Origin of the sequence: Actinomadura sp. WAC 06369 (assembly GCF_003947565.1) — a bacterium.
GTDB classification, from domain to species: Bacteria; Actinomycetota; Actinomycetes; order Streptosporangiales; family Streptosporangiaceae; genus Spirillospora; species Spirillospora rifamycini.
The window spans coordinates 1-26417 of record NZ_QHJN01000112.1; the positions used below are offsets into that span (position 1 = coordinate 1).

Genomic DNA, 26417 nt, shown 5'->3' on the forward strand with positions numbered 1-26417 from the left:
CCCGTGCCCTCCCGGTAGTTCTCCGCGATGATGCCGAGCCGCCGCTCCATCAGCGTCGCCGCGCCCAGCTCGAGCGCCGCCCCGCACACCGCCGCCGTCCGCATCGGCGCCGTCTCCCGGGGCGGTGCCGCGACCAGCGCCATGCCGGACGCCGCCACCGCCGCCGACCCCGCGAACACGAACGGCAGCTCACGGAACCCCTCGTGCCAGGCCGGGACGGCCGTGTCGGCGGCCAGCACGGCGGTGTAGGCGGCGACGCCCGGCCCGAGGACCGCCGCGCCGGCCGTGGCGGCGTGCCCGAGCCGCGGGAACAGCCCCGTGACGTCCAGGGCGGCCGCCGCGCCCGCCAGCGGTCCGTACGCCGCCAGCAGCCACGAGCCCATGCTCATCGGCGACGTCGGCTTCATCACCCGCAGCATGTTGTAGAAGCGCCCGGGACGGCCCAGATCGTGGATCAGCGCGGCGGTCGAACCCGAGATCGCCCCGAGCGACGCGGCCTTCAGCGCCCGCGCCGCCGCCGGACGTCCCGTCCAGTGCGCCCCCGCGGCCAGCACCGACCCGGCCCCGGCGAGCCCGCCGAGGAAGAAGTACCCGGCGATGTCGACGGACTTCCAGACCGGCGGGTTCAGGATCGGCTTGCCGTAGTACGAGCGGAACTCGGCGTCCGGCACCATCGCCCGCTCGCCGCGGCGGCCCCGCCGGCCGCGGCGCCCGTCCGGGCGGTGCCCGCCCTGCCCGATCCTCGCCTCCCGGTCCGGCCGCGCCCCGGTGATCCCGTCGCGGCCCACGTCGGACGTGCTCACCGCGCGCCTCCCCGCGGCCCGTGGACGGCGAACACCGCGGCGAGCCCGCCCGCCAGCGCCGCCGCCGCGACGCCCGCGTGCCGCCACATCGACGGCAGGTCCCGCGTGGTGACCACCGGGTCGGGCGGCAGCCCGTACACCTCCGGTTCGTCCAGCAGCAGGAAGAACGCGCCGTCGCCGCCGACCCCGTCGTCCGGATCGTGCCCGTACAGCCGCGCGTCCTCCACGCCCATGCCGTGCAGCTGCTCGACGCGCATCGCGGCCCGCTCGCGCAGCTCGTCCAGCGGCCCGAACTGGATGGAGTCGGTGGGGCACGCCTTCGCGCACGCCGGCTCCATCCCCACCCCGAGCCGGTCGTAGCACAGCGTGCACTTCCACGCCCGCCCGTCGCCCTTGCGCTGGTCGATGACCCCGTAGGGGCACGCGGGGATGCAGTAGCCGCACCCGTTGCAGATGTCCTCCTGCACCACCACCGTGCCGAACTCGGTGCGGAACAGCGACCCGGTCGGGCAGACGTCCAGGCACGCCGCGTGCGTGCAGTGCTTGCAGACGTCCGACGCCATCAGCCAGCGCATCCCGCCGTCGCCCTCGGCGGACGGGACGCCCTCGGCCTCGGGCCGCGCCGACACCGGCCTGTCCTGCTCGATGAACGCGACGTGCCGCCACGTGTCGGCGCCGAGCCCCTGCGTGTTGTCGTAGGACATGCCCGTGAACTCCAGGCCGTCCTCGGGCACCGCGTTCCACTCCTTGCAGGCCACCTCGCACGCCTTGCAGCCGATGCACACCGACGTGTCGGTGAAGAACCCCATCCGGGGAGGCGGGTCCCGGTGGCCGGCGTTGCCCGCCACGTCGGGTTCCGGTCCCGCGAGCAGGTTGCGGCCGACGAGCGTCCCGTCGGATCCGGAGCGGCCCATCCGACGACCTCCATCCCGGTGGTGCACGGCGCTTGGTCCATGGCGCCGCCCGCCGCACGGCGCGCGCGGCGGGCGGAGTGCCTGCACCCTTCCCGGGACGCGGCGCGCTACACGTGCGCCCGGACCGGCGGCGGCGCCGCCCGGCGCCGCGGGGCGGGACGGGCGGCGCGGCGCGGCCCTCGACGACGCGGTTCGACACCGTGCCGATGCCCTCGACCGTGAGGGTGACGACGTCGCCGGGACGCAGCGGCGGCGGGTCGTCCCGCCCCCCGCGCAGGCCCCACAGCTCGGCGAGGCAGCCGCCGTTGCCGCAGGTGCCCGAGCCGAGGACGTCGCCGGGGCGCACCCGGGTGCCGCGCGACGCGTAGGCGACGAGGTCCTCGAACGGCCAGCCCATGTTCGACAGCAGGTCGCGGCCGACGACCTCGCCGTTGACCTCGGCGGTCAGCGCGAGCCGCAGGAACCCGCCGGCGTCCCGGAACGGCTCCAGCTCGTCGGCGGTGACGAGCCACGGGCCGAGCGTCGTCGCGAAGTCCTTGCCCTTGCAGGGGCCGAGGCCGACCCGCATCTCGCGGGACTGCAGGTCGCGCGCCGACCAGTCGTTGAAGACCGTGTACCCCGCGATGCGGTCGCGGGCCGCTGCCGGCGACAGGTCGCCGCCCGCCCGGCCGACCACCGCGGCGACCTCCAGCTCGAAGTCCAGCTCCGCGCAGCCCGGCGGGACGGGCAGGTCGTCGCGGGCGCCGATCATCGCGTGCGGGTTCGCGAAGTAGAACGTCGGCGCGTCGTACCAGGCGTCCGGGACGCCCGCCGCGCCGTCGACCGCGCGGCGCACGCCCTCGACGTGCTCCTCGAAGGCGACGAAGTCCCGGACGGACGGCGGTTCGACGGGCGGCAGCAGCCGCACGTCCGCGACGTCCACGGGCGGGCCGTCCGGCTCCGGGAGGCCGCCCGGACCGGACGGGCCGAGGACGTCCAGGAGGTCGATCAGGCGCGTCCCGTCCGGGAACGGCCGGATCGTCCCGGATTCGACGATGCCGCAGCGGACGCGGCCGGCGTGCTCGAAGGTGGCGAGGCGCATGCGGGCTCCCGGGATCAGACCGGCGGGGCGACGAACACGCCCCGGTCCGGATCGTTGAACGACTCCTTCGCGACCAGCTCGTTCATCGGGTTGGCGGTCCCCCACTGATCGGTGACCTCGGGCCGCGAGAAGTCGTACACGTGCGGGTGCCAGGCGTCCTCGTCGAGCGTCTCCAGCTCGGTGGTGTACTCGACGGTGTTGCCGTGCGGGTCGAGGAAGTACGAGAACGTGTTGTCGCCCGCCAGGTGCCGACCGGGCCCCCAGATCATGCGGACGCCCGCGCGCAGCAGCCGACCGGTCCCGTACATGTACTCGTCGAGCCCGCGCATCTCGAACGACACGTGGTGGACGGACGTGTGCGGCCCCTTCGCGATCGCCAGGCTGTGGTGCCGCGGGTTGCAGCGCAGGAAATGCATGACCTCGCCCATGCGCGGCGACGACAGCGTGTCGCTGAGCGCGAAGCCGAGGTGCGCCTCGTACCAGCGGCGGGTCGCGCCGATGTCGGGGGAGTTCAGCACCACGTGCGACAGCCGCACCGGGACGGCCTCGCGCTCCTCCAGTCTCCGGTGGGCGCGGACGGCGACGTCGGCCGACACCTCGACCGTGCGGCCGTCGACGTCGAAGAACCGGAAGCCGTAGCCGCCGCCGGGCGTCGCCAGGGCCGCGGGCTCGCCGATCAGCCGGACGCCCGCGGCGCCGAGCCGCTCGGCGAGCGCGTCCACGTCGGCGGGCGACGCGGCGCCGAACGCCACGAGGTCGAGCCGCTTCTCGGCGTCCCGCCGCAGCCGGACGACGTACCGCTCGGGCGACCCCTCGGCGGCGAGGAACGAGATGCCGGAGTCGTCCGCGACCTCGGTGAGGCCCCAGACGCCGGCGTAGAAATCGCGCTGCCGCTCGAAGTCGGGCACGGCGAGGTCGACGTGCCGGAGGTGGGTGATGAGACGGTCGGACATCGTGCTCCTTGCGGGGTCAGGGGAGTTCGGTGACGAGGGCGCCGATGCGGCCCATCAGACCGGGCACGTCGGCGTCCGGGGACGGGTCCAGCTGCCATTCGCCGAGCCGGACGGACGCCTCCACGACGGCCCTCGCGCGCTCGTACCGGCGGTCCATGAACGCCTCGAAGACGTCCCGGCCGGGGCCGCCGGCGGCGAGCAGCAGCTCGGCGAGGACGGCGGCGTCCTCCAGGCACTGCGCGGCGCCCTGCGCGAGGGTGGGCGGGCAGGCGTGCGCGGCGTCCCCGATCAGGACGACCCGCCCGCGGTTCCACGGGCGGTCGACCAGCAGCGACTCGAACCACGTGTAGTTGATGCGGTCCGGGTCGGTGATGTCGTCGCGGATCTCCGCCCAGACCCCGCCGTACGCCTCGGCGAGCGCCCGCATGTGCGCCGGCTTGTCGGCGTCCGCGATCGACTCGCGCGGGCGCGCCCGCTCCACCAGGTACGCGTACATGGTGTCGGGGCCGGTCGGGCAGTACCCGGCGATGAAGCAGGGCCCGCCGTAGACCAGGTCGGTCCGCTCGACGCGCTCCGGGCGCCGCGTGTGGACGCGCCAGATGCCCATCCCCGTCGGCGCCGGCTCGGTGCCGATGCCGATGAGCCGCCGCACCGCCGACCGGACGCCGTCCGCGCCGACCACGAGGTCGTACCGCGCGGCCGTCCCGTCCGACAGGTGCGCGACGACGTGGTCGCCGCGGTCGTCGAGGGCGTCCACGGTGGTCCCGTACCGGATGCGGGCCCCCGCGTCGCGCGTCGCGTCCGCGAGGATCCGGTTCAGCTCCGGCCGGTGCATCCCGACGGTCGCGGGCAGGTCGGGGCCGCCGCTGCGGACGTCCGGGATCTCGGCCAGCAGCGTCCCGTCCGGCGCCCGCAGGCCCAGCACGTCGAACGCGAACCCGGCCGCCGCGACCCGCTCCCACACGCCGAGGTCGCGCAGCACCCGCAGCGCGTTGCCCTGCAGCGTGATCCCGGACCCGAGCGCCGCCGGCCGCGCGCCGAGCTCGGCGACGTCGACGGCGACGCCCGCGCGGGCCAGCAGCGTCGCCAGCGCGGGCCCGGCGGTGCCCGCGCCGACGATGAGGACGTTCTCCACGGCGGCTCCCTTCGGTCGGTGCTCCAACCTTGGGTCACCGCCCACTGATCAGGGAAATAGATTCCCCGTATGCGGACGATCCGTCCCGTGGATGACGTGAGGCGGTGCGCCGGGAGGCCGGTTTATCCGGGGCGTTCGGGGAGACGCTGACGGCGACGTCGCGGGGAACTCAGCGGGCGCGGGGGCGCCGGCCCTGCGACCCGGGGGTACGCGATGAGAATGATGCTGAGGGCACGCCTGGACACCCAGGTCTCGAACGAACTGCTCGCGGACGGCACGATGGCGCAGGTCATGCAGTCGCTGCTGGAGCAGTTCAAGCCGGAGGCGGCCTACTTCCATCCCTACGACGGCGGCCGCACCTGCACGCTCGTCTTCGACATGCAGGACACTTCCCAGCTGCCCGCCCTCACGGAGACGTTCTTCCAGAAGTTCGGCGCGGAGATCGAGATCTGCCCGGTCATGAACGTCGAGGACATGCAGAAGGGGCTCGCCGCCCTGCGAGGCTGACCGGGCGCGACCCGACGGCACGACCCGACGGCACGCCGCCGGACGGCGGCGTGCGTCCCTCCGGTGCGGCTCAGCGCGCCAGGTGGCGGGAGATCACGAGCCGCTGGATCTGGTTCGTTCCCTCGAAGATCTGCATGACCTTGGCCTCGCGCATGTTGCGCTCCACCGGGAAGTCGCGCGTGTAGCCCGCGCCGCCGAGCACCTGCACGGCGTCCGTCGTCACCTTCATGGCGTTGTCGGTCGCGACCAGCTTCGCCACCGACGCCTCCCGCCCGTACGGCCGTCCCATGTCCTTCAGCCGCGCCGCCGCCAGGTACGTCGCCCGCGCCGACTCGACCGCCGCCTCCATGTCGGCGAGGACGAACGCGAGCCCCTGGTGCTCGATGATCGCCTTGCCGAACGCCTCGCGCTCCTTCGCGTACGCGACCGCCGTGTCGAGCGCCCCCTGCGCGAGCCCCGTCGCGACCGCCGCGATGCCCAGCCGGCCCGCGTCCAGCCCCGCCAGCGCGATCGACAGCCCCTGCCCCTCGCGCCCGATCAGGTGGTCCGCCGGGACCCGGACGCCCTCCAGCCGCACCGTCGCGGTCGTCGAGCCCATCAGGCCCATCTTGTCCTCGGGCGCGTCGAACTCCAGCCCGGGCGTGCCCGCCGGCACGTGGAAGCACGAGATGCCGCGCGCCCCGTCGTCGGACGTCCGCGCCATCACCGTGTAGAAGTCGGCCTTCCCGCCGTGCGTCGTCCACGCCTTCGCGCCGTTCAGCACGTAGGAGTCGCCGTCCCGGACGGCCTTCGCGCGCATCGCCGCCGGGTCCGACCCCGCGTGCGCCTCCGACAGGCAGTACGCGCCGAGCCGCTCGCCCGACAGCATGTCCGGCAGCCACCGCGCCCGCTGCTCGTCCGTCCCGGCCGTGAACAGCGGGAAGCACGACAGCGCGTGCACGCTCACCCCGACGCCCACGCTCGCCCACACCGCGCCGATCTCCTCCAAGACCTGCAGGTAGATCTCGTACGGCTGGGCGCCGCCGCCGAACTCCTCGGGGTAGGGGAGCGACAGCAGCCCCGCCCGCCCCAGCGTCGTGAACACGTCGCGCGCGAACTCCCCGGTGCGCTCGGCGTCCGCGACCCGCGGCGCGAGCTCCTTCGCCGCGATCTCCCGGGTCAGCGCGATCAGGTCCGCCGACTCCTGGGTCGGCAAGGAACGGATGGCGGGCATGGGCGGGCTCCTCTCGTCCCCCCGACGGTACCAAAACGAGTACCAAAGGCCCCATTTTGGTACCGTTTCTGGCATGACCTCGGTGGACGGCACCCCCCGGACCCGCGCGGAACGCCGCCGCGCCGACCTCGTCGACCGCCTCACCGCCCTCTTCCTCGCCCGCGGCTTCGCCGGCCTCGGCGTCGCCGACCTGGCCGCCGAACTGCGCTGCTCGAAGAGCACCCTCTACACGGTCGCCGCCAGCCGCGAGCAGATCATCGTCACGGTCGTCCGCGCCTTCTTCCGCCGCGCCACCGAGCGCGTCGAGGCCGCCCTGGACGCCGTCCCCGCCCGGCGGGGGCCCCGCGAGCGCGTCGGCGCCTACCTGCGGGCCATCTCCGCCGAGCTCGCGCCCGCGTCCCCCGCCTTCTTCGCCGACCTGGACGCGTTCCCCCCGGCCCGCGAGATCTACGAGGAGAACACCGGCTTCGCCGTCCGCCGGGTGCGCGGCCTGGTGAGCGAGGCGGCCCCGGACGCCGACGCGGCCTTCGTCGGCGCCGTCGCCGGGCAGGTCATGGAGTCGATCCACCGCGGCGACATCAAGGCCCGGACGGGCCTGGACGACTCCGCCGCCTACGCCGCGCTGGCCGCCCTCATCGTCGCCCGGATCCACGCCTGAACCCGGGCCGGGCCCACGACGCCGCCGGTCAGTACCCGGCCTGGTGGAGCGCGTGCTCCACCAGGGTGACGAGGATGCTCTTGGCGACGTCCGGGCGGCGGACGTCGCACAGCACGACGGGCACGTGCGGGTCGACGTCGAGGGCGTCGCGGATCTCCTCGACCGAGTAGCGGCGGGCGCCGTCGAAGACGTTCGCGGCGACCACGAACGGGATCTCCCGCTGCTCGAAGAAGTCGATGGAGGCGAAGCTCGTCGTCAGGCGGCGGGTGTCGACGAGGACGACCGCGCCGACCGCCCCGTAGGCGATCTGGTCCCACATGAACCAGAACCGCTCCTGGCCGGGCGTGCCGAACAGGTACAGCCGCACGCCGCCGGAGAGGGTGATGCGGCCGAAGTCCATCGCGACGGTCGTGGTGGTCTTGGCCTCCACGCCGCGCAGGTCGTCCACGCCGGTGGAGACGTCGGTGAGGGTCTCCTCGGTGCGCAGGGGGCGCACCTCGCTGACCGCGCCGACGAGCGTGGTCTTGCCGACGCCGAACCCGCCCGCCACCAGGATCTTCAGCGTGTGCAGCGGGACGTCGTCGTCCCGCGCGGCGGCGGGGACGGCGTCAGAGGCGGCGAAGTTCATCGAGCACTCTCATCAGTAGCCGGGGGTCGGGTCGTTCGGCCTGCCGGGCCTGCTGCACCTCTTCGATGAGGCCGTAGTGGTGCAGGTCCTCCAGCAGGATCTGCACCACCCGGAACGGCAGGTCGGTCTCCGAGGCCAGGTCGGCGGGGGTGGAGGGCCGCCGGCACAGCTCCAGCAGCGCGCGCTGCTCGCGCGACAGCCAGACCCGCTCGCCCGGGGGGCGGCCGGTCGCGACCAGGACCGTGACCAGGTCGAGGACGAGCCCGCGGGTGCGGGTCCGTCCGCGGGTCATCGCGTACGGCCGCACGACCGGGCCCGCCTCCCGGCCGATCCAGCGTTCTCTCGGCGTCTCCACGGCCGCCCGCCTCAGCCGGAGGCGCCGGCCCGCATCGCCGGGTCCTCCGTGCCGGGCGTGCGCGGCGCCGTGCCCAGCTGGCGCCGCACCCGCTTGATCAGCATGGTGGTCTCGTACGCGACGAGACCGGCGTTGCCGCCCGCGTCGCTCAGCACGGCCAGGCAGCTGCCGTCGCCCGCCGGCATGATGAAGAACAGCATGCCGTCCAGTTCGACGACGGTCTGCCGCACGTGCTTGGCCTGGAAGTGCTCCCGGGCGCCGTTCGCCAGGCTGTGGAAGCCCGACGACAGCGCCGCCAGGAACTCGGCGTCCTTCCGCGTGACGCCGCCCGAGGCGCCCATGACCAGGCCGTCGCGGGACAGCAGCACCGCCTGGTGCACCTCGCCGACCCGTTCGACCAGGTCGTCGAGCAGCCAGTCGAGCTCACCGGTCGCGTGCCCCTGCTGCTTCATGATCGCCCCCATTCATCGCGTGGTTCGAGATCTTCCGGTTCGTCGTCCTCGTCCCTGCCGCGCAGCCATCCCGACTGTAGCGAGGACATCAGGTCGCGGCTGAGCTCCGGGCTCGGCTCCGGGAAATCGTCGTCCGCCGGCTCGCCGTCCGCCGGCTCCCCGTCCGGCGGTGCGGCCCGCCGGCGCAGCTGCGGCGCGAGGTTGCGCTGCCGCACCCGCTTGGGCAGCCGGCCGGTCACCTCGCTCGACTCCACCCCGCTCGACTCCGCCCCGCCCTGTTCGCCGTCCGCGCCGGGGTCCACCGGGACGGACGGTTCCGCGTGCGGCCCGTCGTGTCCGCGACGGGCCGGTCGGCGGCCGCCGCGGGCTCCAGGTCGTCGTCCACCGTGACCAGCGCGTGCGGGACCAGGACGATCGCGGTCGTGCCGCCGTACGCCGACGGCTGCAGCGACACCTTGACGCCGTGCCGGGCGGCCAGCTTCGCGACGACGAACAGCCCGAGCCGGTCGGTGTCGGCGAGGTCGAACTCGACGTCGCTGGCCAGCCGCCGGTTCAGCTCGTCGCGCTCCTCGGCGCTCAGGCCGATCCCGCGGTCCACGACCTCCACGGCGAGCCCGTTGGCGACCGTGTCGACCTTGACCGTCACCTCGGTGGCGGGCGGCGAGAACGCCGCGGCGTTCTCGATCAGCTCGGCCAGCAGGTGGATGACGTCGGCGACCACCCCGCCGATCACGGCGGCCGACGAGGCGCCCGTCACCACGACCCGCGTGTAGTCCTCCACCTCGGCGATCGCGGCGCGGACGACGTCCTCCGCCGGGACCGGGTGGTCCCAGGCCCGCACGGTGGGGGAGCCGGACAGGATGACCAGGCCCTCGGCGTGCCGCCGCATGCGGGTGGTGAGGTGGTCGAGCCGGAACAGGTCCTCCAGCTCCTCCGGGCTGGACGCGCGGCGCTCCATCTGGTCGAGCAGCCGCAGCTGCCGGTGCAGCAGCGACTGGCTCCGCCACGACAGGTTGATGAACACGCGGTTGATGCCGGCGCGCAGCTCGGCCTCCGCGACCGCCTCGCCGATCGCGGTGCGCTGCACCGCGTCGAACGCCTCGCCGACCAGCGCGATCTCCGTCGTCCCGCCGGTCGCGGGCGGGGGCGCGGCGGCGTCGACGTCCACCGTCTCGCCCTTGCGCAGCCGCGCCACGACCGCCGGCAGCCGCTCGTGCGCGAGCCGCTGCGCCGTCTCCTGCAGCCGCCGCAGCTCGTCGGTGAGCCGCCGCGCGAACAGCAGCGACAGCGTCACCGACGCGATGACCGCGAGCAGGCCCAGGCCGCCCGCCGCGTAGAAGCCGAGCATGATCCGGTCGCCGGCCGGCTCGACGTACTCGCTCGACAGCGAGTCGTTGGCCCGCACGGCCGCGCCCAGCCAGACCGGCTCGACCGCGTCGACCCCGCCGCGCCACTCCCGGCGGGACGGCGCGATGCCGTTGTTGACGACGCCGCTCTCGAGCGTCGTGTACGCGGTGTACTCCCCGGTGTCCGCCAGCTCCTCCATGATCGTGGAGATCTCGCCGTCGGCGCCGGCGCGGCCCAGCGCGAAGAACTGCTGCCGGCTGCCCGCCCAGGACGCGAACGCCGCGCGGCTGACGGTGTCCATCGGCCCGGCGCCGAGCGCCGTCAGCAGCGCGTCCTCGCGGAGCATGAACTCGCGGGCCCAGTAGTTGTGCAGGACGGCGCTGGTGTTCCGGTAGACGGTGACGTCGTCCACGCTGACCAGGGTCGTCAGTGTCCGGACGACCGTGTCGATCACCGCGCTGTAGCCGTTGATCGCCGCCAGCGGGGTGGTGCCGCCGATCTCCACCTGCGAGCGCAGCGCGCCGAGTCCGTCGAACGCGCCGGCGTTCAATTCGACGCGCCGCTCGACCGGCGCGTCCATCGCCTCCCGCGTCTCCGGCGACAGGGCCGTGGAGCGGAACGCCGCCACCGCCGCGTCCGTCCGCTTCGCGAGGTCCTGGAAGCGCTTCTCGTCGGTCGCGTCGCCCGTCACCAGGGCCCGGACGGCCGCGGCGCGCTCCTGCTGGACCGCCTCGACCGCCGACGTCGCCGGGACGCCGACGTTGGTGTAGACGGTCGAGAAGTCGAACCGCTGCAGGGCGTTGGTCAGCGTGATGGTGGCGGGGACGCTCCACATGACGAGCAGGGAGCTGAGCGGGATCGCCAGAAGCAGCGCGATCCGGCGCCGGATGGGGCGCGTGCGCCGCCGCGGGGGCGGTGCCCCGGCGTCCCGTGGGTTCGACACTGCTTCACTCTCCGCGCATTCAAAACGGGTGTCACCAAAGGCCACGGAGCATACTTGCGTTCATTTGAGGAAGGCCAGAGGGGATGCCGGTTGAGGACACGCGCGACCCGCATTGTTCACGGAACGCGACGGCTTGATCACGTTCGATCGTGCCGAGTTGCATTCGGGAAGGCCGGGGTTGTAATGAGCGGCGGCGCTTCGCCGGTTTCGCCGCGGCCGTTCGGACAAAGCAATTGGGGGACGCGCCCGGCATCGTCGGCCGATCGCCGGGCGCGTCCCTCAATTCCGTCCGGTCGTCCGGCCGCCCGGAAATCGGAAAGGCGTCAGAGCCCGAGTTCCGCGGCGAGCGTCCGCAGCCCCGGAACCGGGTCCCGCCCGGCCTCCGTCAGCAGCTGGACGGCCACGTGGTCGGCGCCCGCGTCGTGGTGGGCCTCCAGCGCCGCCGCGACCGCGGCCGGCTCGCCGTGCGGCGCCAGCGCGTCGATCAGCGCGTCGCTGCCGTCGCCGGCGATGTCCTCGTCCGCCCAGCCGAGCCGCTCCAGGTTCGCGGTGTAGTTCCGCAGCTTCAGGTACGGGTTCGCGACCTGGGCCCGGCCGACCGCGCGGGCCCGCTCCGGGTCGGCGTCCAGCACCACCTTCTGCTCGGGCGCGAGCAGCCGCCCGTCGCCGAGCTCGGCGCGCGCCCGGCGGGTGTGCTCGGGCGTCACCAGGTAGGGGTGCGCGCCCGCCGTCCGCTCCGCCGCCAGCCGCAGCACCTTCGGCCCGAGCGCCGCCAGCACCCGGCCGTCCTCGGGGACGTCCGCGGCGTCCAGCCGGTCCAGGTAGTCCACGATCATCTCGTACGGCGCCCGGTACTCCTGCGTGGCCTCCCGGTGCCCGACCCCGACGCCGAGCACGAACCGCTCGCCGTGGGCGTCCCGCAGCCGCCGGTAGGACGCCGCGGCCTCCGCGGCGGGCGTCGCCCACATGTTCACGATCCCGGTCGCGACCGTGATCCGCTCCGTCGCGGCGAGCAGCCGGTCGGCGACGTCCGGGTCGGTGGGCGAACCGCCGATCCAGATCGCGCCGTACCCGAGCGCCTCCACCTCCCGCGCCAGCTCCGGCGTGAGCTGCGACCAGCCCCGCCAGATGCCGTACCGGCCCATGTCGATCTTCGTCATGCTCGCTCCAACATCGCGCCCCGCCGGATCATGCCCGGTCTTCCCCGCCGCGCGGCGTCCACCCGCCGCCCCGCGTCCACCCGCCGCCCCGCCTCCACCGGTCTTCCCGCGCGCACGTCCCGTACCGCGGGCCGTGTTTCTCGCACACCCCGACGGGCAGGTCCTCAAGGATCGCGACGACCGGCCCGGGAACCGGGACGGGCCGGGCGAGGGGGAGGTTTCGACGATGACCGCGGGCTGGTACGGAGCCGGGGGAATGGACCCGTTCGAGGAGATGCTCGCCCGGTTCTTCGGAGCGCGGGCGCACCGCCGTCCCACGGAGCGGGTCAGCATCGCCCGGCTGATGAGCGAACCCGCGCGCGAGCTCGTGCGCGACGCCGCGGCGCAGGCCGCGCAGTGGGGGAGTCTCGACCTGGACACCGACCACCTGCTGTGGGCGGCCACCCGGCAGCAGGGCACCCGGCACTGGCTGGTGCGCGCCGGCGCCGACCCCGACAAGATCAAGAACGAGATCGAGGGGAGCGCCCGGCGCGGCGATCCCCGCGACGTCCCGCCGCAGCTGACGCCGTCCGCCAAACGCGCGCTGCTGGACTCCCACCAGATCTCGCGCGCGCTCGGCTCGTCCTACATCGGCCCCGAGCACCTGCTGTTCGCGCTCGCGCTGGACCGCGACTCGCACGCCGGCCGCATCCTGGACGCCGAGCACGTCACGCCCGACGCGCTGCAGAACGCCGCGGCGGGCGGCGGGCACGGGCAGCAGCCCCCCGGCGGGGGCGGCGGCCAGCAGCCGACCGGCACCCCGACGCTCGACGAGTACGGCCGCGACCTCACCGAGTACGCCCGGGAGGGGCGCCTCGACCCGGTGATCGGCCGGTCCGACGAGATCGAGCAGACCGTCGAGGTGCTGTCGCGGCGCACCAAGAACAACCCGGTGCTCATCGGCGACCCCGGCGTCGGCAAGACCGCCATCGCCGAGGGCCTCGCGCAGCGCATCGTGGACGACGACGTCCCGGACACGCTGCGCGGCAAGCGGCTCGTCCAGCTCGACCTCGGCGGCGTCGTCGCCGGCACCCGCTACCGCGGCGACTTCGAGGAGCGCCTGAAGAAGGTGATGGACGAGATCCGCGGGCACTCCGACGAGCTCGTCATCTTCATCGACGAGATCCACACGGTCGTGGGCGCGGGCGGCGCGGAGGGCGCGATGGACGCCGCCAACCTGCTCAAACCGGCCCTCGCCCGCGGCGAGCTGCACGTCGTCGGCGCCACCACCATCGACGAGTACCGCCGCAACATCGAGAAGGACGCGGCCCTCGAGCGCCGCTTCCAGCCGATCATGATCACGGAGCCGTCCGCCGACGACAGCATCGAGATCCTGCGCGGCCTCAGCGACCGCTACGAGGCCCACCACCAGGTCCGCTTCACCGACGAGGCGCTGGTCGCCGCCGTCGACCTGTCCAGCCGCTACCTCACCGACCGGTTCCTGCCCGACAAGGCGATCGACATGATCGACCAGGCGGGCGCGCGGGTCCGGCTGCGCTCCCACACCATGGACGGCGGCCGCCGCGAGCTGGAGGACCGGCTCGAGCGGCGGCGCCGCGAGAAGGACCAGGCCGTCTTCGACGAGGACTACGAGAAGGCGTCGCAGCTCCGCGACGAGATCGCGAACCTGGAGGGCGACCTGGCCGCCGCGCGCACCGGCGACGGGCCCGCGGCCGTCCCGGAGGTCACCGCCGAGGACATCGCCGAGGTGGTCTCCCGCATCTCCGGCGTGCCCGTCACGCAGCTCACCCAGGCCGAGCGCGACCGGCTGGCCGGCCTGGAGGGGCACCTGCACGAGCGCGTCATCGGGCAGGAGGACGCGGTCGCCGCCGTCGCGCGCGCCGTCCGCCGGTCCCGCGCGGGGATGAGCGACCCCGACCGGCCGATCGGCGGGTTCCTGTTCCTCGGGCCCACCGGCGTCGGCAAGACCGAGCTGGCCAAGGCGCTCGCGGAGGCCCTGTTCGGCAGCCGCGACCGGATGGTCCGCTTCGACATGAGCGAGTTCCAGGAGAAGCACACCGTCAGCCGCCTGATGGGGGCCCCGCCCGGATACGTCGGCTACGAGGAGGCCGGGCAGCTCACCGAGGCCGTCCGCCGGCAGCCGTACTCGGTGATCCTCCTCGACGAGATCGAGAAGGCCCACCAGGACGTCTTCAACGTCCTGCTCCAGCTCCTGGACGACGGCCGCCTCACCGACGCGCAGGGCCGCACCGTCGACTTCCGCAACACCGTCGTGATCATGACGAGCAACCTGGGCTCCGAACTGATCACCGGGCAGGTCGAGATCGGGTTCGGCACGGTCGGCGGCGACGGGCGGGGGTCCGCGCTCAGCGACCGCATCATGCGCCGCCTGCGGGAGGCGTTCCGCCCCGAGTTCCTCAACCGGATCGATGAGATCATCGTCTTCCACCGGCTCGAGGCGGCGCAGCTCCGGCAGATCACCGACCTGCTCCTGGACGAGACGCGCCGCCGGCTCCGCGCGCAGGACGTCACCGTCTCGTTCGGCACCGAGGCGGTCGACTGGCTCGCCGAGCGCGGCTACCAGCCCGACTTCGGCGCCCGCCCGCTGCGCCGCACCATCCAGCGCGAGGTGGACGACCGGCTCTCCGACCTGCTGCTGTCGGGCGACCTCGCCCCCGGCCGGCACGTGGACGTCGCCGCGACGTCCGACGGCCTGACCTTCGAGATCACCGCGCCCGAACCGGCGTCCGCCCCGTAGCGGGGGCATGAAAAAACCCAGACCGGGACGAGCGTCCTGGTCTGGGTGGGTGGTGGGCGATACTGGGATTGAACCAGTGACCTCTACCGTGTCAAGGTAGCGCTCTCCCACTGAGCTAATCGCCCGGGTCCGCCGCCTCCGGGGGGAGGCACGGGATCGAGGTGGAGACGGGATTTGAACCCGTGTACACGGCTTTGCAGGCCGTTGCCTCGCCTCTCGGCCACTCCACCAGAAGAGACCTTCTGGGTTCACAGCCTGAAAGGCCCCTCAGAGCGGAAGACGGGATTTGAACCCGCGACCCTCACCTTGGCAAGGTGATGCTCTACCCCTGAGCCACTTCCGCTTGCCTGCCTCCCGGTCCGTCCGGTCCGTTCGGCGACGTGGAAAACATTAGCGCGTCTGAGCGCGATGCGCGAACCGGAATCCCCGGCGGGCCGTCCGCGGGCGCTTCGGCGCGGGGCGAAACGTCCGTCGCCTAGGGTTGGCGGCATGGCCACCGAGGATGCCGTCGCCGCGGACTTCGCGCCGGTCGCGGCCCTGCTGGCCGACCGGGCGCGGGCCGCGATGCTGACGGCGCTGCTGGACGGGCGGCCGCTCGCCGCGGGCGAACTGGCCCGCGCGGCGGGCGTCGGGGCGTCCACCGCGAGCGCGCACCTGGCGCGGCTGCTGGACGGCGGCCTCGTCACCGTGGTGGCCCAGGGGCGCCACCGGTACTACGAGCTGCGGGACGCCGAGGTGGCGCAGCTCGTCGAGGGCCTGTCGCGGATGAGCCCGCCCGTGAAGGTGCGCGGCCTGCGGCAGTCGCGGGAGGCGCGCCGGCTGCACCGGGCGCGCACCTGCTACGACCACCTCGCCGGGCAGGCGGGCGTCGCGCTGTTCGCCGCGCTGCTGGACGGCGGCCTGCTGGAGCCCGACGCCGACGGCTACGCCGCCACGCCCAAGGGCGCCGAACGGTTCGCCGGGCTGGGCGTGGACGTCGCCGCCCTGCGCGGCTCCCGGCGGCGGTTCGCCTGGCGGTGCCTCGACTGGACCGAGCGGCGCCCGCACCTCAACGGGGCCCTCGCGGCCGCGCTGACCGACCGGATGATCGACCTCGGCTGGTTCGAGCGCGGCGCCGCGCCCCGCGCGCTGGCCGTGACCGACGCGGGCCTCGCCGGGCTCGCCGACGCGTTCGGTTGCGTCCTGCCGTGAACCCCGCGCGCGAACCGGCGTTCGCGTACGCCGGGGGACTGCTCGCCACCGGGCTCGCGGACGTCACCACCGACCCGGCCGCCCTCGACTCGCGCGGCTGGTGGGCCGTCGTCGCCACCTATGAGGGGAAGATCACGTGCGCCCGGTTCGATGACGTCCGTCCCGCGCCGCACCCCGCGGGCCCGTGGGCCGCGCCGGGGGAGTGGACGTCCTCGCTCGACGAGCCCGCCTACGTCGCGGGCGTCGAGGCGATCCGCGCCGCGATCGCCGACGGCGTCGTCTACCAGGCGAACCTGTGCCGGGTCCTGTCCGCGCCGATCGCGCCGGACGCCGGCATCGCCGGGCTCGGCGCCCGGCTCGCCGCGGGGAACCCGGCGCCGCACGCGATGACCGTCCGGCTCCCCGGTCTGGCGGTGGCGTGCGCGTCCCCCGAGCTCTACCTGGCGCGCGACGGCGCCGCGGTGACGTCCCGTCCGATCAAGGGCACCGGCCGGACGGCCCGCGACCTGCTGCCCAAGGACCGGGCGGAGAACGTCATGATCGTCGATCTGGTCCGCAACGACCTGGGCCGCGTCGCCGAGGTCGGGACGGTCCGCGTGCCCGGGCTCTGCGAGATCGAGGAGCACCCGGGCCTGGTGCACCTGGTGTCGACCGTCGACGCGCGGCTCGCCCCCGGCAGCGGCTGGCCGGAACTGCTCGCCGCGACGTTTCCTCCCGGTTCGGTCACCGGCGCGCCGAAATCCAGCGCGCTGACCCTGCTCGAAGAACTCGAACCCGTCCCCCGGGGGCCGTACTGTGGAGCCATCGGCTGGGTGGACGCGGACGCCCGGCGCGGCGCCCTCGCGGTGGGCATCCGGACCTTCTGGGCGGAGGACGGCGTGCTCCGCTTCGGCACCGGCGCCGGGATCACGTGGGGGTCCGATCCACACCGGGAATGGCGGGAGACGGAGCTGAAGGCGGCTCGGCTATTGGAGGTGGCGTCCGGGTGACGGAGCAGGCCAAGGTCTGGATGAACGGGGAGCTGATCGACGCGGAGCGGGCCGCCGTGTCGGTGTTCGACCACGGGATGCTCGTCGGGGACGGCGTCTTCGAGACCGTCAAGGCCGCGAACGGGGAGCCGTTCGCGCTCACCCGGCACCTGCGGCGCCTCGCCCGCTCCGCCGCCGCGCTCGGACTCCCCGAACCCGACCACGACACGCTCGCCCAGGGCACCCTCGAGGTGCTGGCCGCGGCGCCCCGCTGGCCCCTCGGCCGGATCCGCATCACCTGCACCAGCGGCCCCGGCCCGCTCGGCTCCGCGCGCGGCGACGCGGGCCCCACCATCACGATCATCGCCGACGAGCAGACCCCGTTCCCGGCGACGGGCGACGTCACGGTCGTCCCGTGGCCCCGCAACGAGCACGGCGCGCTGGCCGGCGTCAAGAGCACCTCCTACGCCGAGAACGCGCTCGCGCTCGCCTACGCCAAGGAGCGGGGGAGCGGCGAGGCGATCTTCGCCAACACCGCCGGGCGGCTCTGCGAGGGCACCGGCAGCAACGTCTTCGTCGTCCGCGGCGGGCGGCTCCTCACCCCGCCGCTGTCGTCCGGCTGCCTCGCCGGCGTCACCCGCGAGCTGACGCTCGAATGGTGCGGCGGCGAGGAGGAGGACCTCTCCCTCGACGACCTCTACCGGGCCGACGAGGCGTTCCTGACGTCCACCACGCGCGACGTCCAGCCGATCCGCGCCGTGGACGGCACCGCCCTGCCGGCCGCGCCGGGGCCCATCACGCTCAAGGCGATGGAGGCGTTCGCCGCCCGCGCCGCCGAGCTGATGGACCCCTGACGCGGCCCCGGGGGCCTCACCCCTCGACGGCCTTGAGGCCGATCACGCCCGCCAGGATCAGCGCCAGGCACGTCACCCGCAGCGGGGAGACGCTCTCACCGAGCGCCGCCATCCCGGCGACCGCCACGCCCAGCGACCCCAGCCCGACCCAGACGGCGTAGGCCGTGCCGACCGGCAGGTCCCGGAGCGCCAGCGTGAGCACCACCACGCTCAGCAGGCACACCGGGACGCCGATCACCGTCGGCCACAGCCGCGTGAACCCCTCCGACTCCTTCAGCGCCGTCGCCCACACCACCTCCATCGCGGCGGCGACGACCAGCAGCACCCACGGCATCCCGATCACGCCGCGTATCCGCCGTCGACCGCGATCGCGGCCCCGGTCACGTAGTCGCCGCCGGGCCCGGCCAGGTGCGCGACCATCGCCGCGACGTCGTCCGGGCTCCCGTACCGGCCGAGCGCGGCGTGCGCCCGCTCGTGCTCGGCGTCCGGCCCGTCCGCCGGGTTCATCTCGGTGTCGGTCGACCCGGGGTGGACGACCACGGCGTTGACGCCGCGCGGCCCCAGATCCCGCGCCAGGCCCTTCGTCAGCCCGAGCAGCGCCGACTTGCTCATCGCGTAGAGCGTCCAGCCCGGGTCGGGCACCCGCTCGGCCATCGAACTGCCCACGCTGATGATCCGGCCGCCCGCCCCGAGGTGCCGCGCCGCCGCCTGCGCGGCCAGGTACGCCGCGCGGACGTGGACGTCCAGCACCCGGTCGACCTCGTCGCGGCGCACGTCCTCCAGCGGCCCGTAGGGCGCGATCCCCGCGTTGTTCACCAGGACGTCGAGCCGTCCCAGTTCCGCCGCCGCCCGGTCGACGGCCCCGACGACCGCGTCCGGATCGCCCGCGTCCGCCCGGATGGCGATGCCGCGCCGCCCGTGCCCCTCGATCTCCGCGACCACCGACCGCGCGCGGTCGTCCGCCCGCAGGTAGGTGATCGCCACGTCCGCGCCCGCCGCCGCGAGCCGCCGGGCGATCGCCGCGCCGATGCCGCGAGCGCCGCCGGTGACCAGCGCCGTCCGTCCGTCCAGTTCCATGGTGCCCCCAAATCCGGAGAGTTCTCCGCAACGGTAAGCGGAGCTGTCTCCGATGGGCAAGCCGAAACGGAGAAGCCTCCGGTTGCTAGAATCGCTCGGATGACCGAACCCAGGCGCGTCCTGCCCGTGCTCGGCGGGCCGCGCCCCGAACGGGCCGACGCCGCGCAGAACCGCCGCCGGATCCTCGCCGCCGCCGACCGGGTGATCGCCGCGCGCGGCGTCGGGGGCCTGTCCCTGGACGACGTCGCCCGCGAGGCGGGCGTCGGCGTCGGCACCGTCTATCGCCGCTTCGGCGGCCGCTCCCGCCTGCTCTACGCGCTGATCGACGAACGCGAGCGCGAGTTCCAGGAGGCGTTCATGCACGGCCCGGCGCCCCTCGGCCCCGGCGACGGCGGCGCCCCGCCCGCCGCGCGCGTCCGGGCCTTCCTGCACGCCCTCGTCGACCGCACCGAGGAGCAGTCCGAACTCCTGCTGGCCGCCGAGAGCGACGAGCCGTTCGCCCGCTTCCGCGACGCCTACTACGCCCTCTACCGGCTGCACCTGCGGACACTGCTCGACCGGATCGACCCCGGCGCCGACTCCGGCTACCTGGCCGACGCGCTCCTGGCCCCCCTCGCCGCCAACCTCTTCCGCTACCAGCGGCACACCGGCGGCATGGACGTCGCGCGCATCAAATCCGGCTTGGACGACCTCCTCGGCGGGGCGATCCGTCCAGGCAAGGGGGTTACGCGGACGGCGGATCCGCGTTCACACTGGGGGGCGTGAACGACTTCGACCTCCTCGTCCTCGGATCCGGACCCGGCGGCCAGCGCGCCGCGATCGCCGCCGCCAAGCTGGGCCGCCGGGTGGCGATCGTCGACCGCCGCGAGATGATCGGCGGCGTCTGCATCAACACCGGAACGATCCCGTCCAAGACGCTGCGCGAGGCCGTCCTCTACCTCACGGGCCTCAACCAGCGCGAACTCTACGGGCAGAGCTACCGGGTCGACGACGACATCACCGTGGCCGACCTGGGCATGCGGACCCGGCACGTGATCGGCCGCGAGATCGACATCGTCCGCAGCCAGCTGGCCCGCAACCGCGTCGCCGTCCTGGCCGGCACGGGGCGGTTCCTCGACCCGCACACCGTCGGCGTCACCTCCGACCAGGGCCGCGAGCAGAAGATCACCGCCGACCGCATCGTGATCGCGACCGGGACCCGCCCCGCCCGTCCGGACACCGTCCAGTTCGACGACCACACGGTCATCGACTCCGACGGGATCATCAACCTCGAGCGCGTCCCCGAGAGCATGGTGGTCGTCGGCGCGGGAGCGATCGGCATCGAGTACGCCTCGATGTTCGCCGCGCTCGGCACCAAGGTCACCGTCGTGGAACGCCGCGAGCGCATGCTCGACTTCTGCGACCTGGAAGTGGTCGAGGCGCTCAAGTACCACCTGCGCGACCTGGCGGTCACCTTCCGGTTCCGCGAGACCGTCGCCTCCGTCGAACGGATGGAGCACGGCGCGATCACCGTCCTGGAGAGCGGCAAGCGCATCCCCGCCGACACCGTCATGTACTCCGCGGGCCGCCACGGCATGACCGACGACCTGAACCTCGAGGCCGCCGGCCTCGCCGCCGACGCCCGCGGCCGCATCACGGTCGACGGGGACTACCGCACGGACGTCCCGCACATCTACGCCGTCGGCGACGTCATCGGCTTCCCGTCCCTCGCCGCGACCTCGATGGAGCAGGGCCGCATCGCCGCGCACCACGCCTGCGGCGACCCCCTCGCGCAGATGCACGAACTCCAGCCGATCGGGATCTACACGATCCCCGAGATCAGCTTCGTCGGCATGACCGAGGACGCCCTCACCGAGGCCAAGATCCCCTTCGAGGTGGGCATCTCCCGCTACCGCGAACTGGCCCGCGGCCAGATCATCGGCGACTCCTACGGGATGCTCAAGCTCCTGGTCTCACCCGAAGACCGCCGCCTCCTCGGCGTCCACGTCTTCGGCACCGGAGCCACCGAGCTCGTCCACATCGGCCAGACGCTCATGGGCTGCAACGGAACGGTCGACTACCTGGTCAACGCCGTGTTCAACTATCCAACGCTCGCCGAGTCTTACAAGGTCGCCGCACTCGACGCGATGAACAAGATGCGGCACATCGCACGCCTCACGTCATGACGGCCAGAGCAGGTTCTCCAGCTCGGCGTCGATGTCGATGAAGTCGGACTCCTCGCCCGCCGGCACCGCCTGGTACGTCCGGTGCAGGAAGTCCGCCAGCGGCGACAGGGGAACCTCGAACAGGGCGTTCCCGAACGGAGAGGACAGCGCGATGTGCAGCGTGCTGTCGTCGTCGCCCGGCCAGACCTCGACGTCGCCGTCTCCGACCTTGCGCACGATGCCGACGGTCAGCAGCTCCCGGGCGAAGATCCACTCCACCGGTTCGTCGTCGCCCACGAAGAAGGCCATCCGGATCGCGTACGGATCGTCGGCCGCGTACTCCAGCCCGGCGAGCAGAGGGACGGTCGTGCGGTCGGGGACGACGAGACGAAGGCCCAGCTCCGCTGAGACTGTGGTACTGCTGTTCATGGCCATTCCTTCATACGTCGATCCCGCTGGCGCGCGGGGAGCTCCGTTGGGTGCCTCTCCCTCATCACGGATGTCCCCACGATCTATGACGCCTAACTGCCGGAACTCGGCCGAACATTCCGCCGCACCCGTCCCGTGTGACCCATCTCACGGGGGCAAAACCCCGCCCTGAGCTGGGCAAAAGCGATCTTTCGGACACCAGGGCCCTCCCCCGCGTGCGACCATCGAACGTTCCCCGCGGGCCTCCCGCTGGCTTAGGGTAAATCCGTGGTAGTTAAAACCGAAGAAAAGGCCGCCCCCCGGGGCTACGGCCGCTTCCGCGACACCATGCGCCGCAACGCGCTCCTCAACACCGCCTGGCGGATCGGCGTCTTCACCGTGGGCGTCACCATCGCCCTCGGCGGCCTGGTCATGATGATCACCCCCGGCCCCGGCATGCTCGGCATCATCCTCGGCCTCGCCATCCTCGCCACCGAGTTCGCCTGGGCCCGCCGCGCCCTCACCCACGCGAAGGCCGCCGCCGAACGCGCCAAGGAACGCGCCCTCGACCCCAAGCGCCGCCGCCGCAACGCCGTCCTCGGCGTCACCGGCGGCCTCATCGTCGGCGCCGCCGTCGTCGGCTACCTCGCCGCCTACGACTTCGTCCTCCCATGGCAGATCGAAGACGTCAGCTTCTGGAACGAAGCCCGCCGGTAACCGAGGCGCGAACACCCCCCGACATGCGCTAGAGTTTCCGACGTCGGGAACGCCCACCACGGCGGCCCGCACGGGCGATTAGCTCAGTGGGAGAGCGCTTCGTTCACACCGAAGAGGCCACTGGTTCGAACCCAGTATCGCCCACCCCTACGCCACAGGCCCTCCAGCGACATCGCGGGAGGGCCTCAGTGATCAACTGGGAGGATTTTGGGAGATCATCTCCCTCCCACCCAAACGAGGTCACGAGAAATCTCCGTGACCTGTCACTCTCCGTAGTCATGAAGCGGGGGCGGACGCACGCGCCCGCCCCCACCCGACGATCACGAGACGCTGGCGAGGCGCCTCCGCGAATCGTCCTTCTGCCCCGAGGCGTCCACCGGGACATCGGCCTTCCGCGCGGCCTCAAGAAGGCCGTCCAGAAGCGGCACCGGTGAGCGCGGCCCGAATTCGAGCCGCGCCGCCAGCGAGTCCTCCCACCTCCGCTGGAGCTTGGCCTTGAGATCGTCGCGCATGGTCTGCGACACGTGGGAGTACACGCCGCGAATTCCCGGCACGGTGTGCCCCAGCCTTTCCGCCTGGAGGACCTCGGGAATCGCGTCCTCCAGCATCCAGGTCTTGTGGCTGTGCCGCAGCCCGTGCGGAGTGAGCCCCTCGATCAGCGGCAGCCACACCGCAGGAGCCTGACCTTCCCTCACGACGCGGACGCCCTTGCCCCGAGGAGGGACGAATTGCTTTCCGGGCACAGCGTCGGGCCACGCCGGAAGGGGTGTTCCCGGCCATACCGTCGCATCGACCAGAACGCTCTTCCCGATCTGCCGGGTGCCGCGGGGATACCGCCCGTCGGCCGCCGGCTGGAAGATCCGGCGGGCGTAGGTGGACCGCCGGTGGTGGCGCCCATTAGGACTGAGGAAGAGGAACTGCCCACCACCACCGCACGCGGGGTAGCGGCCCTCACAGGCGCACCGGCCCCGCGTGCGCGTGCTCTGATCGGACACCAGCGCCGCCAGGAAGGGCGGCAGGTCCGCGGGCCGGTGGGAGTCGTCCTTGGGCGGCACCTTCTCTACCTGCCCGGCGAGTTCGCGCAGCTGCCAGTCGATCTGGATGCGGTCCAGCCGGCACGCGGGCCGTTCCAGCCCGTGAACCTCGCCCCACCGCATCCCGGTGTAGGCGGTGAGGACGATCATGACGAAGTCGTCGTCGCGCCCCGACAGCAGTGCGCACCGCTCGGCCAGCAGCACCTGCGACGGCGTCGCCCACACCTTCTCCGGCCCTCGCAGGGCGACCGCCCGCCGGCCCGCTTGCGTCCCCGTCCCCGCCGCTTGACCGCGACGTTCGTGGCGACCATGCCGCGGTCCTTGGCGTCCTCGAGGATCGTGCCCAGCAGCGACCGCGCGTCCGCCGCCGTCCGATGAGAGAACCCCTTCGTTCGGGTCCTCTTCTCCCAGGCGACGATTTCCTCCGGGTTGGTGAACGTGCTGACCGGCCGGTTCCCGAACGCCGGGACGATGTGGTGATCGATCAGGTACCGGTACTTGGCCTCGGTCGAGGCCTCCAGGTCCTGCCCGGACCACCACAGCTCGACCCAGTCGGCCAGTAACGCCGCCCCGTCCCGTGGATCGTTCCACCTATGTCGCCGAATCTCCGTTTCCTGCTCCTCTCCCCACCGGAGCGCGGCCTGCTTGGTCTCGAAGCCCGACTGCGACGCCTCCGTCCCGTCCGGCCGCGTGTAGCGCACCCGCCACTTCTTCCCGCGCTTCTCCGCATACGCCATGAGCTCCTCCTCACTGACTGGACGCAGCTCACCTCCGGCCGCGCCGCCGTACGACCGGCTGCTTGGCGCCGGCCGCGATGATCGCCTCGATGTCCTGCTCGCTGAACCGCAGATGTTTGCCGATGAACGTGCAGGGGACGGCCCGCGCACTGGCCTTCTTCCTCAACCAGGACTCCCGCACCTGCAGTATCGCCGCCGCCTCGGCAGGCGTGTACAGACGGACATCCGCCGCCCGCCGCTCGTGGCCGGCGCGGCCCCTGCGCGGGACTCGATCGTTTTGCAAGGCATACCTCGCCTCTTCAGCGGGCCCGCAGGGCGCGCCGCTGTGCAGGCTCGCCCTACAGCCCCTCCTCGTGGGACGGACAGCGCCTTTCAAGAGAGTTGGACGACCGTGGCCACAACTTTACACGGAGCGTGATTGACAAACTGCTCTCAGGTATCGTGTCGGTGGCTCGTCGAGGATGCCGACGGCCTACCAGGCGGCGCGGGCTCGGCAGGGCGCCGGAACGCCGCCGGGCAGACGGCGAGACGCCCTCAGCGGGTCGATATCGTCCGACGCCATGCTCAAAGAACACGGTGGCGCCCCGGCAACGTAGTGAGGAGCCCCTGGTCAGGTGGCGAGAACTCCGCCGTCCCGTAGCTGCTCGATTGCCTGCATGACCCACGGGGGTACGAGCATGCCCACGAGATCTTCTGGTGCGTAGAACGCCAACCCCACACCTTCGGTCAGGTTCAGCGTCGCCGGATCGCCGTCCCAGGACCCGGTGAAGACCACAACGCGGTCACCCTCCGAACACTTGGGAAACTCCAACCGCTGCGTCAGCGGAATGGTGAGCCCGGTCTCCTCGGCGAGTTCCCTGACCACGGCCTCGGCCGGGGTTTCGCCCGGCTCGGCCAGACCGCTGGGCAGAGACCAGTATCCCGGCCACGCGATGCCGGGGATGTCGTCGCGAAGGTGCATCAGGATCTGCCCGAAACGATTGGCGATGATCACTGCTACACCGAACGGTTCCATCTGCGGGTGGCTAACGTCCACGCACACACCTCCGGGGTGAGTGTCGAGTCCCTCGGTTGTGAGCCCCGACGGTCGCATGTTGAGCTGCGGCAGGCTCCTCACGGGGACGGTGACGACGGCGAGCGGCCCCGCGCCGTCTGCCCAGGTACGGGTTCGTCCCCGGGGCCATCCTCAAGCGCAGCGACCGGATGGTGCCGCTTTCCACGGCGGGGGCTGGCCGTGGTCAGGTGACGCGGCGGTGGACGGGTTACCCAGGTCTGGTCCATCGAGTGCAGTCTCCTTGGTCGTCGATGGTTGTCTTGTTACGCCTGGTCATAGCGGTGCATGACCCAGTGCTGCGCGGCGCGCAGGACCGCTCTGGCCCAGGGGTTGGTGAGGTTCCAGAAGGCGTGCAGCCATGCGGTGGCAACGGTCCGGACGTAATAGTCGATGTCGAGCGGGTCGGCGTCCCGCCAGGCGGGCAGGTCGGCGACGATCGCCTCGGCCTCGCGCGGCGTGTGCCCGGACGCGATGAGGCAGATGACGAAGTCGCACGGGTTGACGAACCCGGCGCCGCGGCTGGCGGCGGCCCAGTCAACGAGCACGGCCGACGCCCCGATGCGGACGTTGGTGGGGTTGATGTCGGTGTGCAGCAGCGTCGGCCCGGCCAGACGGGGCAGTTCCCGGCCTGATGGGGCGTAGCTCGACCAGCGCTTCTCGAACGCGATCAACGGAACGTCGTCCGGGCAGGTAAGCCGGTCGAGGTCGGCGAGAGTTTCCAGCAGCAGTGGGATGTCGGGGGAGCCGATCGAGTAGTTCGCCCGGGTGCCGTCGACCCATGTGAACGCCAGCAGCCGCCACCCGTCCGCCTGGACGGCGTGCAGCAGTTCGGGCGCGATGGCGGTGACGTGCGGCGCGACGGCCTGCTCGCGGGCGAGTTGTTCGCCGGCGCGGGTGCCGTCCGGGGCGGCCTTGACGAACAGCCGGTCCCCCGGCCCGGTGGTGAACGCGGCGACGAGCGGCGTGCGGCGCCCCTCGTCGATCGTCTCCACCTTGGCCGGGGGACCCATCTGCTCGGCCACGGCTTCGCGCAGCCCGGACGGCAGGCCCTCCCAGCCGACGCGGTCGGGGGGTGAGAACCGCTCGGGGCGAGTGGTCTTGGCCATGAGGGAGAGCCTGCCAGGTGATCAGGCCCGCGCGGGGCCGGACGCGACGGGCGGGGGCGCACCGGTCCCACCGGTGCATTTGTCGACGGGCATTGCTCGCATGCAGGGGTCGGGCGGGCAGCATCCGTAGCCGGAGCCGTTCCAGAACGCCGGGTCGACGGGGTAGCCGGTGGTCTGCAGGGCGGGGAGCGTCGCTCCGATTTCCTCGGGGGTCATGCTC

The 26417-nt window shown here is 73.0% G+C and carries 29 protein-coding genes, 4 tRNA genes and 1 pseudogene; 10 read left to right on the plus strand and 24 right to left on the minus strand.

Annotated features, from left to right (window positions below; translation table 11 throughout):
- The 5 genes and pseudogenes from nrfD to DMH08_RS26515 form a co-directional block, all read right to left on the minus strand.
- Positions 1-803 (minus strand): NrfD/PsrC family molybdoenzyme membrane anchor subunit (gene nrfD / locus DMH08_RS26495; RefSeq protein ID WP_125618471.1); only part of this gene is annotated, 803 nt, incomplete at its 3' end.
- Complete coding sequence (locus DMH08_RS26500; RefSeq protein ID WP_233617828.1) at positions 800-1612, minus strand: 4Fe-4S dicluster domain-containing protein; 813 nt, start codon at positions 1610-1612, stop codon at positions 800-802. The genes nrfD and DMH08_RS26500, both read right to left, overlap by 4 nt.
- A 298-nt stretch (positions 1613-1910) precedes the next feature.
- Positions 1911-2798, minus strand: a pseudogene (locus DMH08_RS26505) (fumarylacetoacetate hydrolase family protein); the annotation flags it as partial.
- A gap of 14 nt (positions 2799-2812) precedes the next feature.
- Positions 2813-3751, minus strand: a complete 939-nt coding sequence (locus DMH08_RS26510) for a VOC family protein (protein ID WP_125618453.1) — start codon at positions 3749-3751, stop codon at positions 2813-2815.
- Between the two features lie 16 nt (positions 3752-3767).
- Positions 3768-4886, minus strand: a complete 1119-nt coding sequence (locus DMH08_RS26515) for an FAD-dependent monooxygenase (protein WP_233617823.1) — start codon at positions 4884-4886, stop codon at positions 3768-3770.
- Positions 4887-5108: 222 nt separating this feature from the next.
- On the opposite strand from DMH08_RS26515, the gene DMH08_RS26520 reads away from it, so the two are divergent.
- Positions 5109-5393 carry a DUF3303 family protein gene (locus DMH08_RS26520; RefSeq protein ID WP_199748025.1) on the plus strand — a complete coding sequence of 95 codons (285 nt, stop codon included), beginning with the start codon at positions 5109-5111 and terminating at the stop codon, positions 5391-5393.
- Between the two features lie 70 nt (positions 5394-5463).
- Here DMH08_RS26520 and DMH08_RS26525 read toward each other — a convergent pair whose 3' ends face one another.
- Positions 5464-6606: an acyl-CoA dehydrogenase family protein gene (locus tag DMH08_RS26525; protein WP_026404479.1), complete on the minus strand. Its 1143-nt coding sequence runs from the start codon at positions 6604-6606 to the stop codon at positions 5464-5466.
- 73 nt (positions 6607-6679) lie between these two features.
- Here DMH08_RS26525 and DMH08_RS26530 point away from each other — a divergent pair, with 73 nt between their 5' ends.
- A complete protein-coding gene (locus DMH08_RS26530) occupies positions 6680-7264 on the plus strand; it encodes a TetR/AcrR family transcriptional regulator (RefSeq protein ID WP_026404478.1) in 585 nt (194 codons plus the stop codon).
- A gap of 28 nt (positions 7265-7292) precedes the next feature.
- Here DMH08_RS26530 and DMH08_RS26535 read toward each other — a convergent pair whose 3' ends face one another.
- The 6 genes from DMH08_RS26535 to DMH08_RS26560 form a co-directional block, all read right to left on the minus strand.
- Complete coding sequence (locus DMH08_RS26535) at positions 7293-7892, minus strand: GTP-binding protein (RefSeq protein WP_125618458.1); 600 nt, start codon at positions 7890-7892, stop codon at positions 7293-7295.
- Positions 7873-8247, minus strand: coding sequence for a DUF742 domain-containing protein (locus tag DMH08_RS26540; RefSeq protein ID WP_026404476.1), 375 nt, complete (start codon positions 8245-8247; stop codon positions 7873-7875). The genes DMH08_RS26535 and DMH08_RS26540 overlap by 20 nt, the downstream gene beginning before the upstream one ends.
- Positions 8248-8258: 11 nt before the next feature.
- On the minus strand, positions 8259-8699 hold the full coding sequence (locus DMH08_RS26545; protein ID WP_026404475.1) for a roadblock/LC7 domain-containing protein: 441 nt from the start codon (positions 8697-8699) through the stop codon (positions 8259-8261).
- Positions 8696-8953 (minus strand): hypothetical protein, encoded by a 258-nt coding sequence (locus tag DMH08_RS26550; protein WP_125618460.1) that lies wholly within the window; start codon positions 8951-8953, stop codon positions 8696-8698. Before DMH08_RS26550 ends, DMH08_RS26545 begins: the two co-directional genes overlap by 4 nt.
- Positions 8935-10989 carry a sensor histidine kinase gene (locus DMH08_RS26555; RefSeq protein ID WP_125618461.1) on the minus strand — a complete coding sequence of 685 codons (2055 nt, stop codon included), beginning with the start codon at positions 10987-10989 and terminating at the stop codon, positions 8935-8937. Before DMH08_RS26555 ends, DMH08_RS26550 begins: the two co-directional genes overlap by 19 nt.
- A 323-nt stretch (positions 10990-11312) precedes the next feature.
- Positions 11313-12149 (minus strand): LLM class F420-dependent oxidoreductase, encoded by an 837-nt coding sequence (locus DMH08_RS26560; protein ID WP_026404474.1) that lies wholly within the window; start codon positions 12147-12149, stop codon positions 11313-11315.
- Between the two features lie 226 nt (positions 12150-12375).
- Between DMH08_RS26560 and DMH08_RS26565 the strand changes: the two genes are divergently transcribed.
- Positions 12376-14907, plus strand: coding sequence for an ATP-dependent Clp protease ATP-binding subunit (locus DMH08_RS26565; RefSeq protein WP_026404473.1), 2532 nt, complete (start codon positions 12376-12378; stop codon positions 14905-14907).
- A 50-nt stretch (positions 14908-14957) separates the two neighbouring features.
- Here the strand turns inward: DMH08_RS26565 and DMH08_RS26570 are convergent.
- From DMH08_RS26570 to DMH08_RS26580, 3 genes are all read right to left on the minus strand, one after another.
- A tRNA-Val gene (locus tag DMH08_RS26570) sits at positions 14958-15032 on the minus strand.
- Positions 15033-15066: 34 nt separating this feature from the next.
- Positions 15067-15137, minus strand: a tRNA-Cys gene (locus DMH08_RS26575).
- A gap of 41 nt (positions 15138-15178) precedes the next feature.
- Positions 15179-15250 (minus strand) — tRNA-Gly (locus tag DMH08_RS26580).
- 146 nt (positions 15251-15396) lie between these two features.
- Between DMH08_RS26580 and DMH08_RS26585 the strand changes: the two genes are divergently transcribed.
- From DMH08_RS26585 to DMH08_RS26595, 3 genes are read left to right on the plus strand one after another with little or no spacing between them, the layout of a single operon-like run.
- Positions 15397-16098, plus strand: coding sequence for a helix-turn-helix domain-containing protein (locus DMH08_RS26585; RefSeq protein WP_026404472.1), 702 nt, complete (start codon positions 15397-15399; stop codon positions 16096-16098).
- Positions 16095-17087, plus strand: a complete 993-nt coding sequence (locus DMH08_RS26590) for a chorismate-binding protein (RefSeq protein WP_084550880.1) — start codon at positions 16095-16097, stop codon at positions 17085-17087. The genes DMH08_RS26585 and DMH08_RS26590 overlap by 4 nt, the downstream gene beginning before the upstream one ends.
- 20 nt (positions 17088-17107) lie before the next feature.
- Positions 17108-17920: an aminotransferase class IV gene (locus DMH08_RS26595; RefSeq protein ID WP_051301225.1), complete on the plus strand. Its 813-nt coding sequence runs from the start codon at positions 17108-17110 to the stop codon at positions 17918-17920.
- A gap of 16 nt (positions 17921-17936) precedes the next feature.
- Here the strand turns inward: DMH08_RS26595 and DMH08_RS26600 are convergent, their stop codons facing one another.
- Positions 17937-18254, minus strand: coding sequence for a DMT family transporter (locus DMH08_RS26600; RefSeq protein ID WP_125618473.1), 318 nt, complete (start codon positions 18252-18254; stop codon positions 17937-17939).
- Between the two features lie 5 nt (positions 18255-18259).
- Positions 18260-18997: an SDR family NAD(P)-dependent oxidoreductase gene (locus DMH08_RS26605; RefSeq protein ID WP_026404469.1), complete on the minus strand. Its 738-nt coding sequence runs from the start codon at positions 18995-18997 to the stop codon at positions 18260-18262.
- Between the two features lie 99 nt (positions 18998-19096).
- Here DMH08_RS26605 and DMH08_RS26610 point away from each other — a divergent pair, with 99 nt between their 5' ends.
- Both DMH08_RS26610 and sthA read left to right on the plus strand, forming a co-directional pair.
- Positions 19097-19762, plus strand: a complete 666-nt coding sequence (locus DMH08_RS26610; RefSeq protein WP_051301209.1) for a TetR/AcrR family transcriptional regulator — start codon at positions 19097-19099, stop codon at positions 19760-19762.
- Positions 19759-21162 carry a Si-specific NAD(P)(+) transhydrogenase gene (gene sthA / locus DMH08_RS26615; protein WP_125618463.1) on the plus strand — a complete coding sequence of 468 codons (1404 nt, stop codon included), beginning with the start codon at positions 19759-19761 and terminating at the stop codon, positions 21160-21162. The genes DMH08_RS26610 and sthA overlap by 4 nt, the downstream gene beginning before the upstream one ends.
- Here sthA and DMH08_RS26620 read toward each other — a convergent pair.
- On the minus strand, positions 21157-21570 hold the full coding sequence (locus tag DMH08_RS26620; protein WP_026404467.1) for an SsgA family sporulation/cell division regulator: 414 nt from the start codon (positions 21568-21570) through the stop codon (positions 21157-21159). The genes sthA and DMH08_RS26620 overlap by 6 nt on opposite strands.
- 267 nt (positions 21571-21837) lie before the next feature.
- On the opposite strand from DMH08_RS26620, the gene DMH08_RS26625 reads away from it, so the two are divergent.
- Positions 21838-22266: a PGPGW domain-containing protein gene (locus DMH08_RS26625; protein ID WP_233617824.1), complete on the plus strand. Its 429-nt coding sequence runs from the start codon at positions 21838-21840 to the stop codon at positions 22264-22266.
- A 72-nt stretch (positions 22267-22338) separates the two neighbouring features.
- Positions 22339-22410 (plus strand) — tRNA-Val (locus tag DMH08_RS26630).
- 176 nt (positions 22411-22586) lie between these two features.
- Here DMH08_RS26630 and DMH08_RS26635 read toward each other — a convergent pair.
- From DMH08_RS26635 to DMH08_RS41895, 6 genes are all read right to left on the minus strand, one after another.
- A complete protein-coding gene (locus tag DMH08_RS26635; RefSeq protein ID WP_125618465.1) occupies positions 22587-23504 on the minus strand; it encodes a hypothetical protein in 918 nt (305 codons plus the stop codon).
- Positions 23447-24037 (minus strand): N-terminal phage integrase SAM-like domain-containing protein, encoded by a 591-nt coding sequence (locus DMH08_RS26640; RefSeq protein WP_125618467.1) that lies wholly within the window; start codon positions 24035-24037, stop codon positions 23447-23449. The genes DMH08_RS26635 and DMH08_RS26640 overlap by 58 nt, the downstream gene beginning before the upstream one ends.
- A 28-nt stretch (positions 24038-24065) precedes the next feature.
- Positions 24066-24413 (minus strand): helix-turn-helix domain-containing protein, encoded by a 348-nt coding sequence (locus tag DMH08_RS42475; RefSeq protein ID WP_325052948.1) that lies wholly within the window; start codon positions 24411-24413, stop codon positions 24066-24068.
- Between the two features lie 234 nt (positions 24414-24647).
- Positions 24648-25073 carry an NUDIX hydrolase gene (locus tag DMH08_RS26650; RefSeq protein WP_233617826.1) on the minus strand — a complete coding sequence of 142 codons (426 nt, stop codon included), beginning with the start codon at positions 25071-25073 and terminating at the stop codon, positions 24648-24650.
- 281 nt (positions 25074-25354) lie between these two features.
- On the minus strand, positions 25355-26197 hold the full coding sequence (locus tag DMH08_RS26655; protein WP_125618468.1) for a hypothetical protein: 843 nt from the start codon (positions 26195-26197) through the stop codon (positions 25355-25357).
- Positions 26198-26218: 21 nt separating this feature from the next.
- On the minus strand, positions 26219-26417 hold a 199-nt coding region (locus DMH08_RS41895; protein ID WP_233617827.1), incomplete at its 5' end, for a hypothetical protein.

What these genes read in the sequence shown, in the direction of transcription:
- DMH08_RS26500 (WP_233617828.1), bottom strand. Translation starts at nt 1,612, where the DNA reads ATGGGGTTCTTCACCGACACGTCGGTGTGCATCGGCTGCAAGGCGTGC.
- DMH08_RS26510 (WP_125618453.1), bottom strand. Translation starts at nt 3,751, where the DNA reads ATGTCCGACCGTCTCATCACCCACCTCCGGCACGTCGACCTCGCCGTG.
- DMH08_RS26520 (WP_199748025.1), top strand. Translation starts at nt 5,109, where the DNA reads ATGCTGAGGGCACGCCTGGACACCCAGGTCTCGAACGAACTGCTCGCG.
- DMH08_RS26525 (WP_026404479.1), bottom strand. Translation starts at nt 6,606, where the DNA reads ATGCCCGCCATCCGTTCCTTGCCGACCCAGGAGTCGGCGGACCTGATC.
- DMH08_RS26530 (WP_026404478.1), top strand. Translation starts at nt 6,680, where the DNA reads ATGACCTCGGTGGACGGCACCCCCCGGACCCGCGCGGAACGCCGCCGC.
- DMH08_RS26535 (WP_125618458.1), bottom strand. Translation starts at nt 7,892, where the DNA reads ATGAACTTCGCCGCCTCTGACGCCGTCCCCGCCGCCGCGCGGGACGAC.
- DMH08_RS26545 (WP_026404475.1), bottom strand. Translation starts at nt 8,699, where the DNA reads ATGAAGCAGCAGGGGCACGCGACCGGTGAGCTCGACTGGCTGCTCGAC.
- DMH08_RS26560 (WP_026404474.1), bottom strand. Translation starts at nt 12,149, where the DNA reads ATGACGAAGATCGACATGGGCCGGTACGGCATCTGGCGGGGCTGGTCG.
- DMH08_RS26565 (WP_026404473.1), top strand. Translation starts at nt 12,376, where the DNA reads ATGACCGCGGGCTGGTACGGAGCCGGGGGAATGGACCCGTTCGAGGAG.
- DMH08_RS26585 (WP_026404472.1), top strand. Translation starts at nt 15,397, where the DNA reads ATGGCCACCGAGGATGCCGTCGCCGCGGACTTCGCGCCGGTCGCGGCC.
- DMH08_RS26595 (WP_051301225.1), top strand. Translation starts at nt 17,108, where the DNA reads ATGAACGGGGAGCTGATCGACGCGGAGCGGGCCGCCGTGTCGGTGTTC.
- DMH08_RS26600 (WP_125618473.1), bottom strand. Translation starts at nt 18,254, where the DNA reads ATGCCGTGGGTGCTGCTGGTCGTCGCCGCCGCGATGGAGGTGGTGTGG.
- DMH08_RS26605 (WP_026404469.1), bottom strand. Translation starts at nt 18,997, where the DNA reads ATGGAACTGGACGGACGGACGGCGCTGGTCACCGGCGGCGCTCGCGGC.
- DMH08_RS26610 (WP_051301209.1), top strand. Translation starts at nt 19,097, where the DNA reads ATGACCGAACCCAGGCGCGTCCTGCCCGTGCTCGGCGGGCCGCGCCCC.
- DMH08_RS26620 (WP_026404467.1), bottom strand. Translation starts at nt 21,570, where the DNA reads ATGAACAGCAGTACCACAGTCTCAGCGGAGCTGGGCCTTCGTCTCGTC.
- DMH08_RS26640 (WP_125618467.1), bottom strand. Translation starts at nt 24,037, where the DNA reads ATGGCGTATGCGGAGAAGCGCGGGAAGAAGTGGCGGGTGCGCTACACG.
- DMH08_RS26655 (WP_125618468.1), bottom strand. Translation starts at nt 26,197, where the DNA reads ATGGCCAAGACCACTCGCCCCGAGCGGTTCTCACCCCCCGACCGCGTC.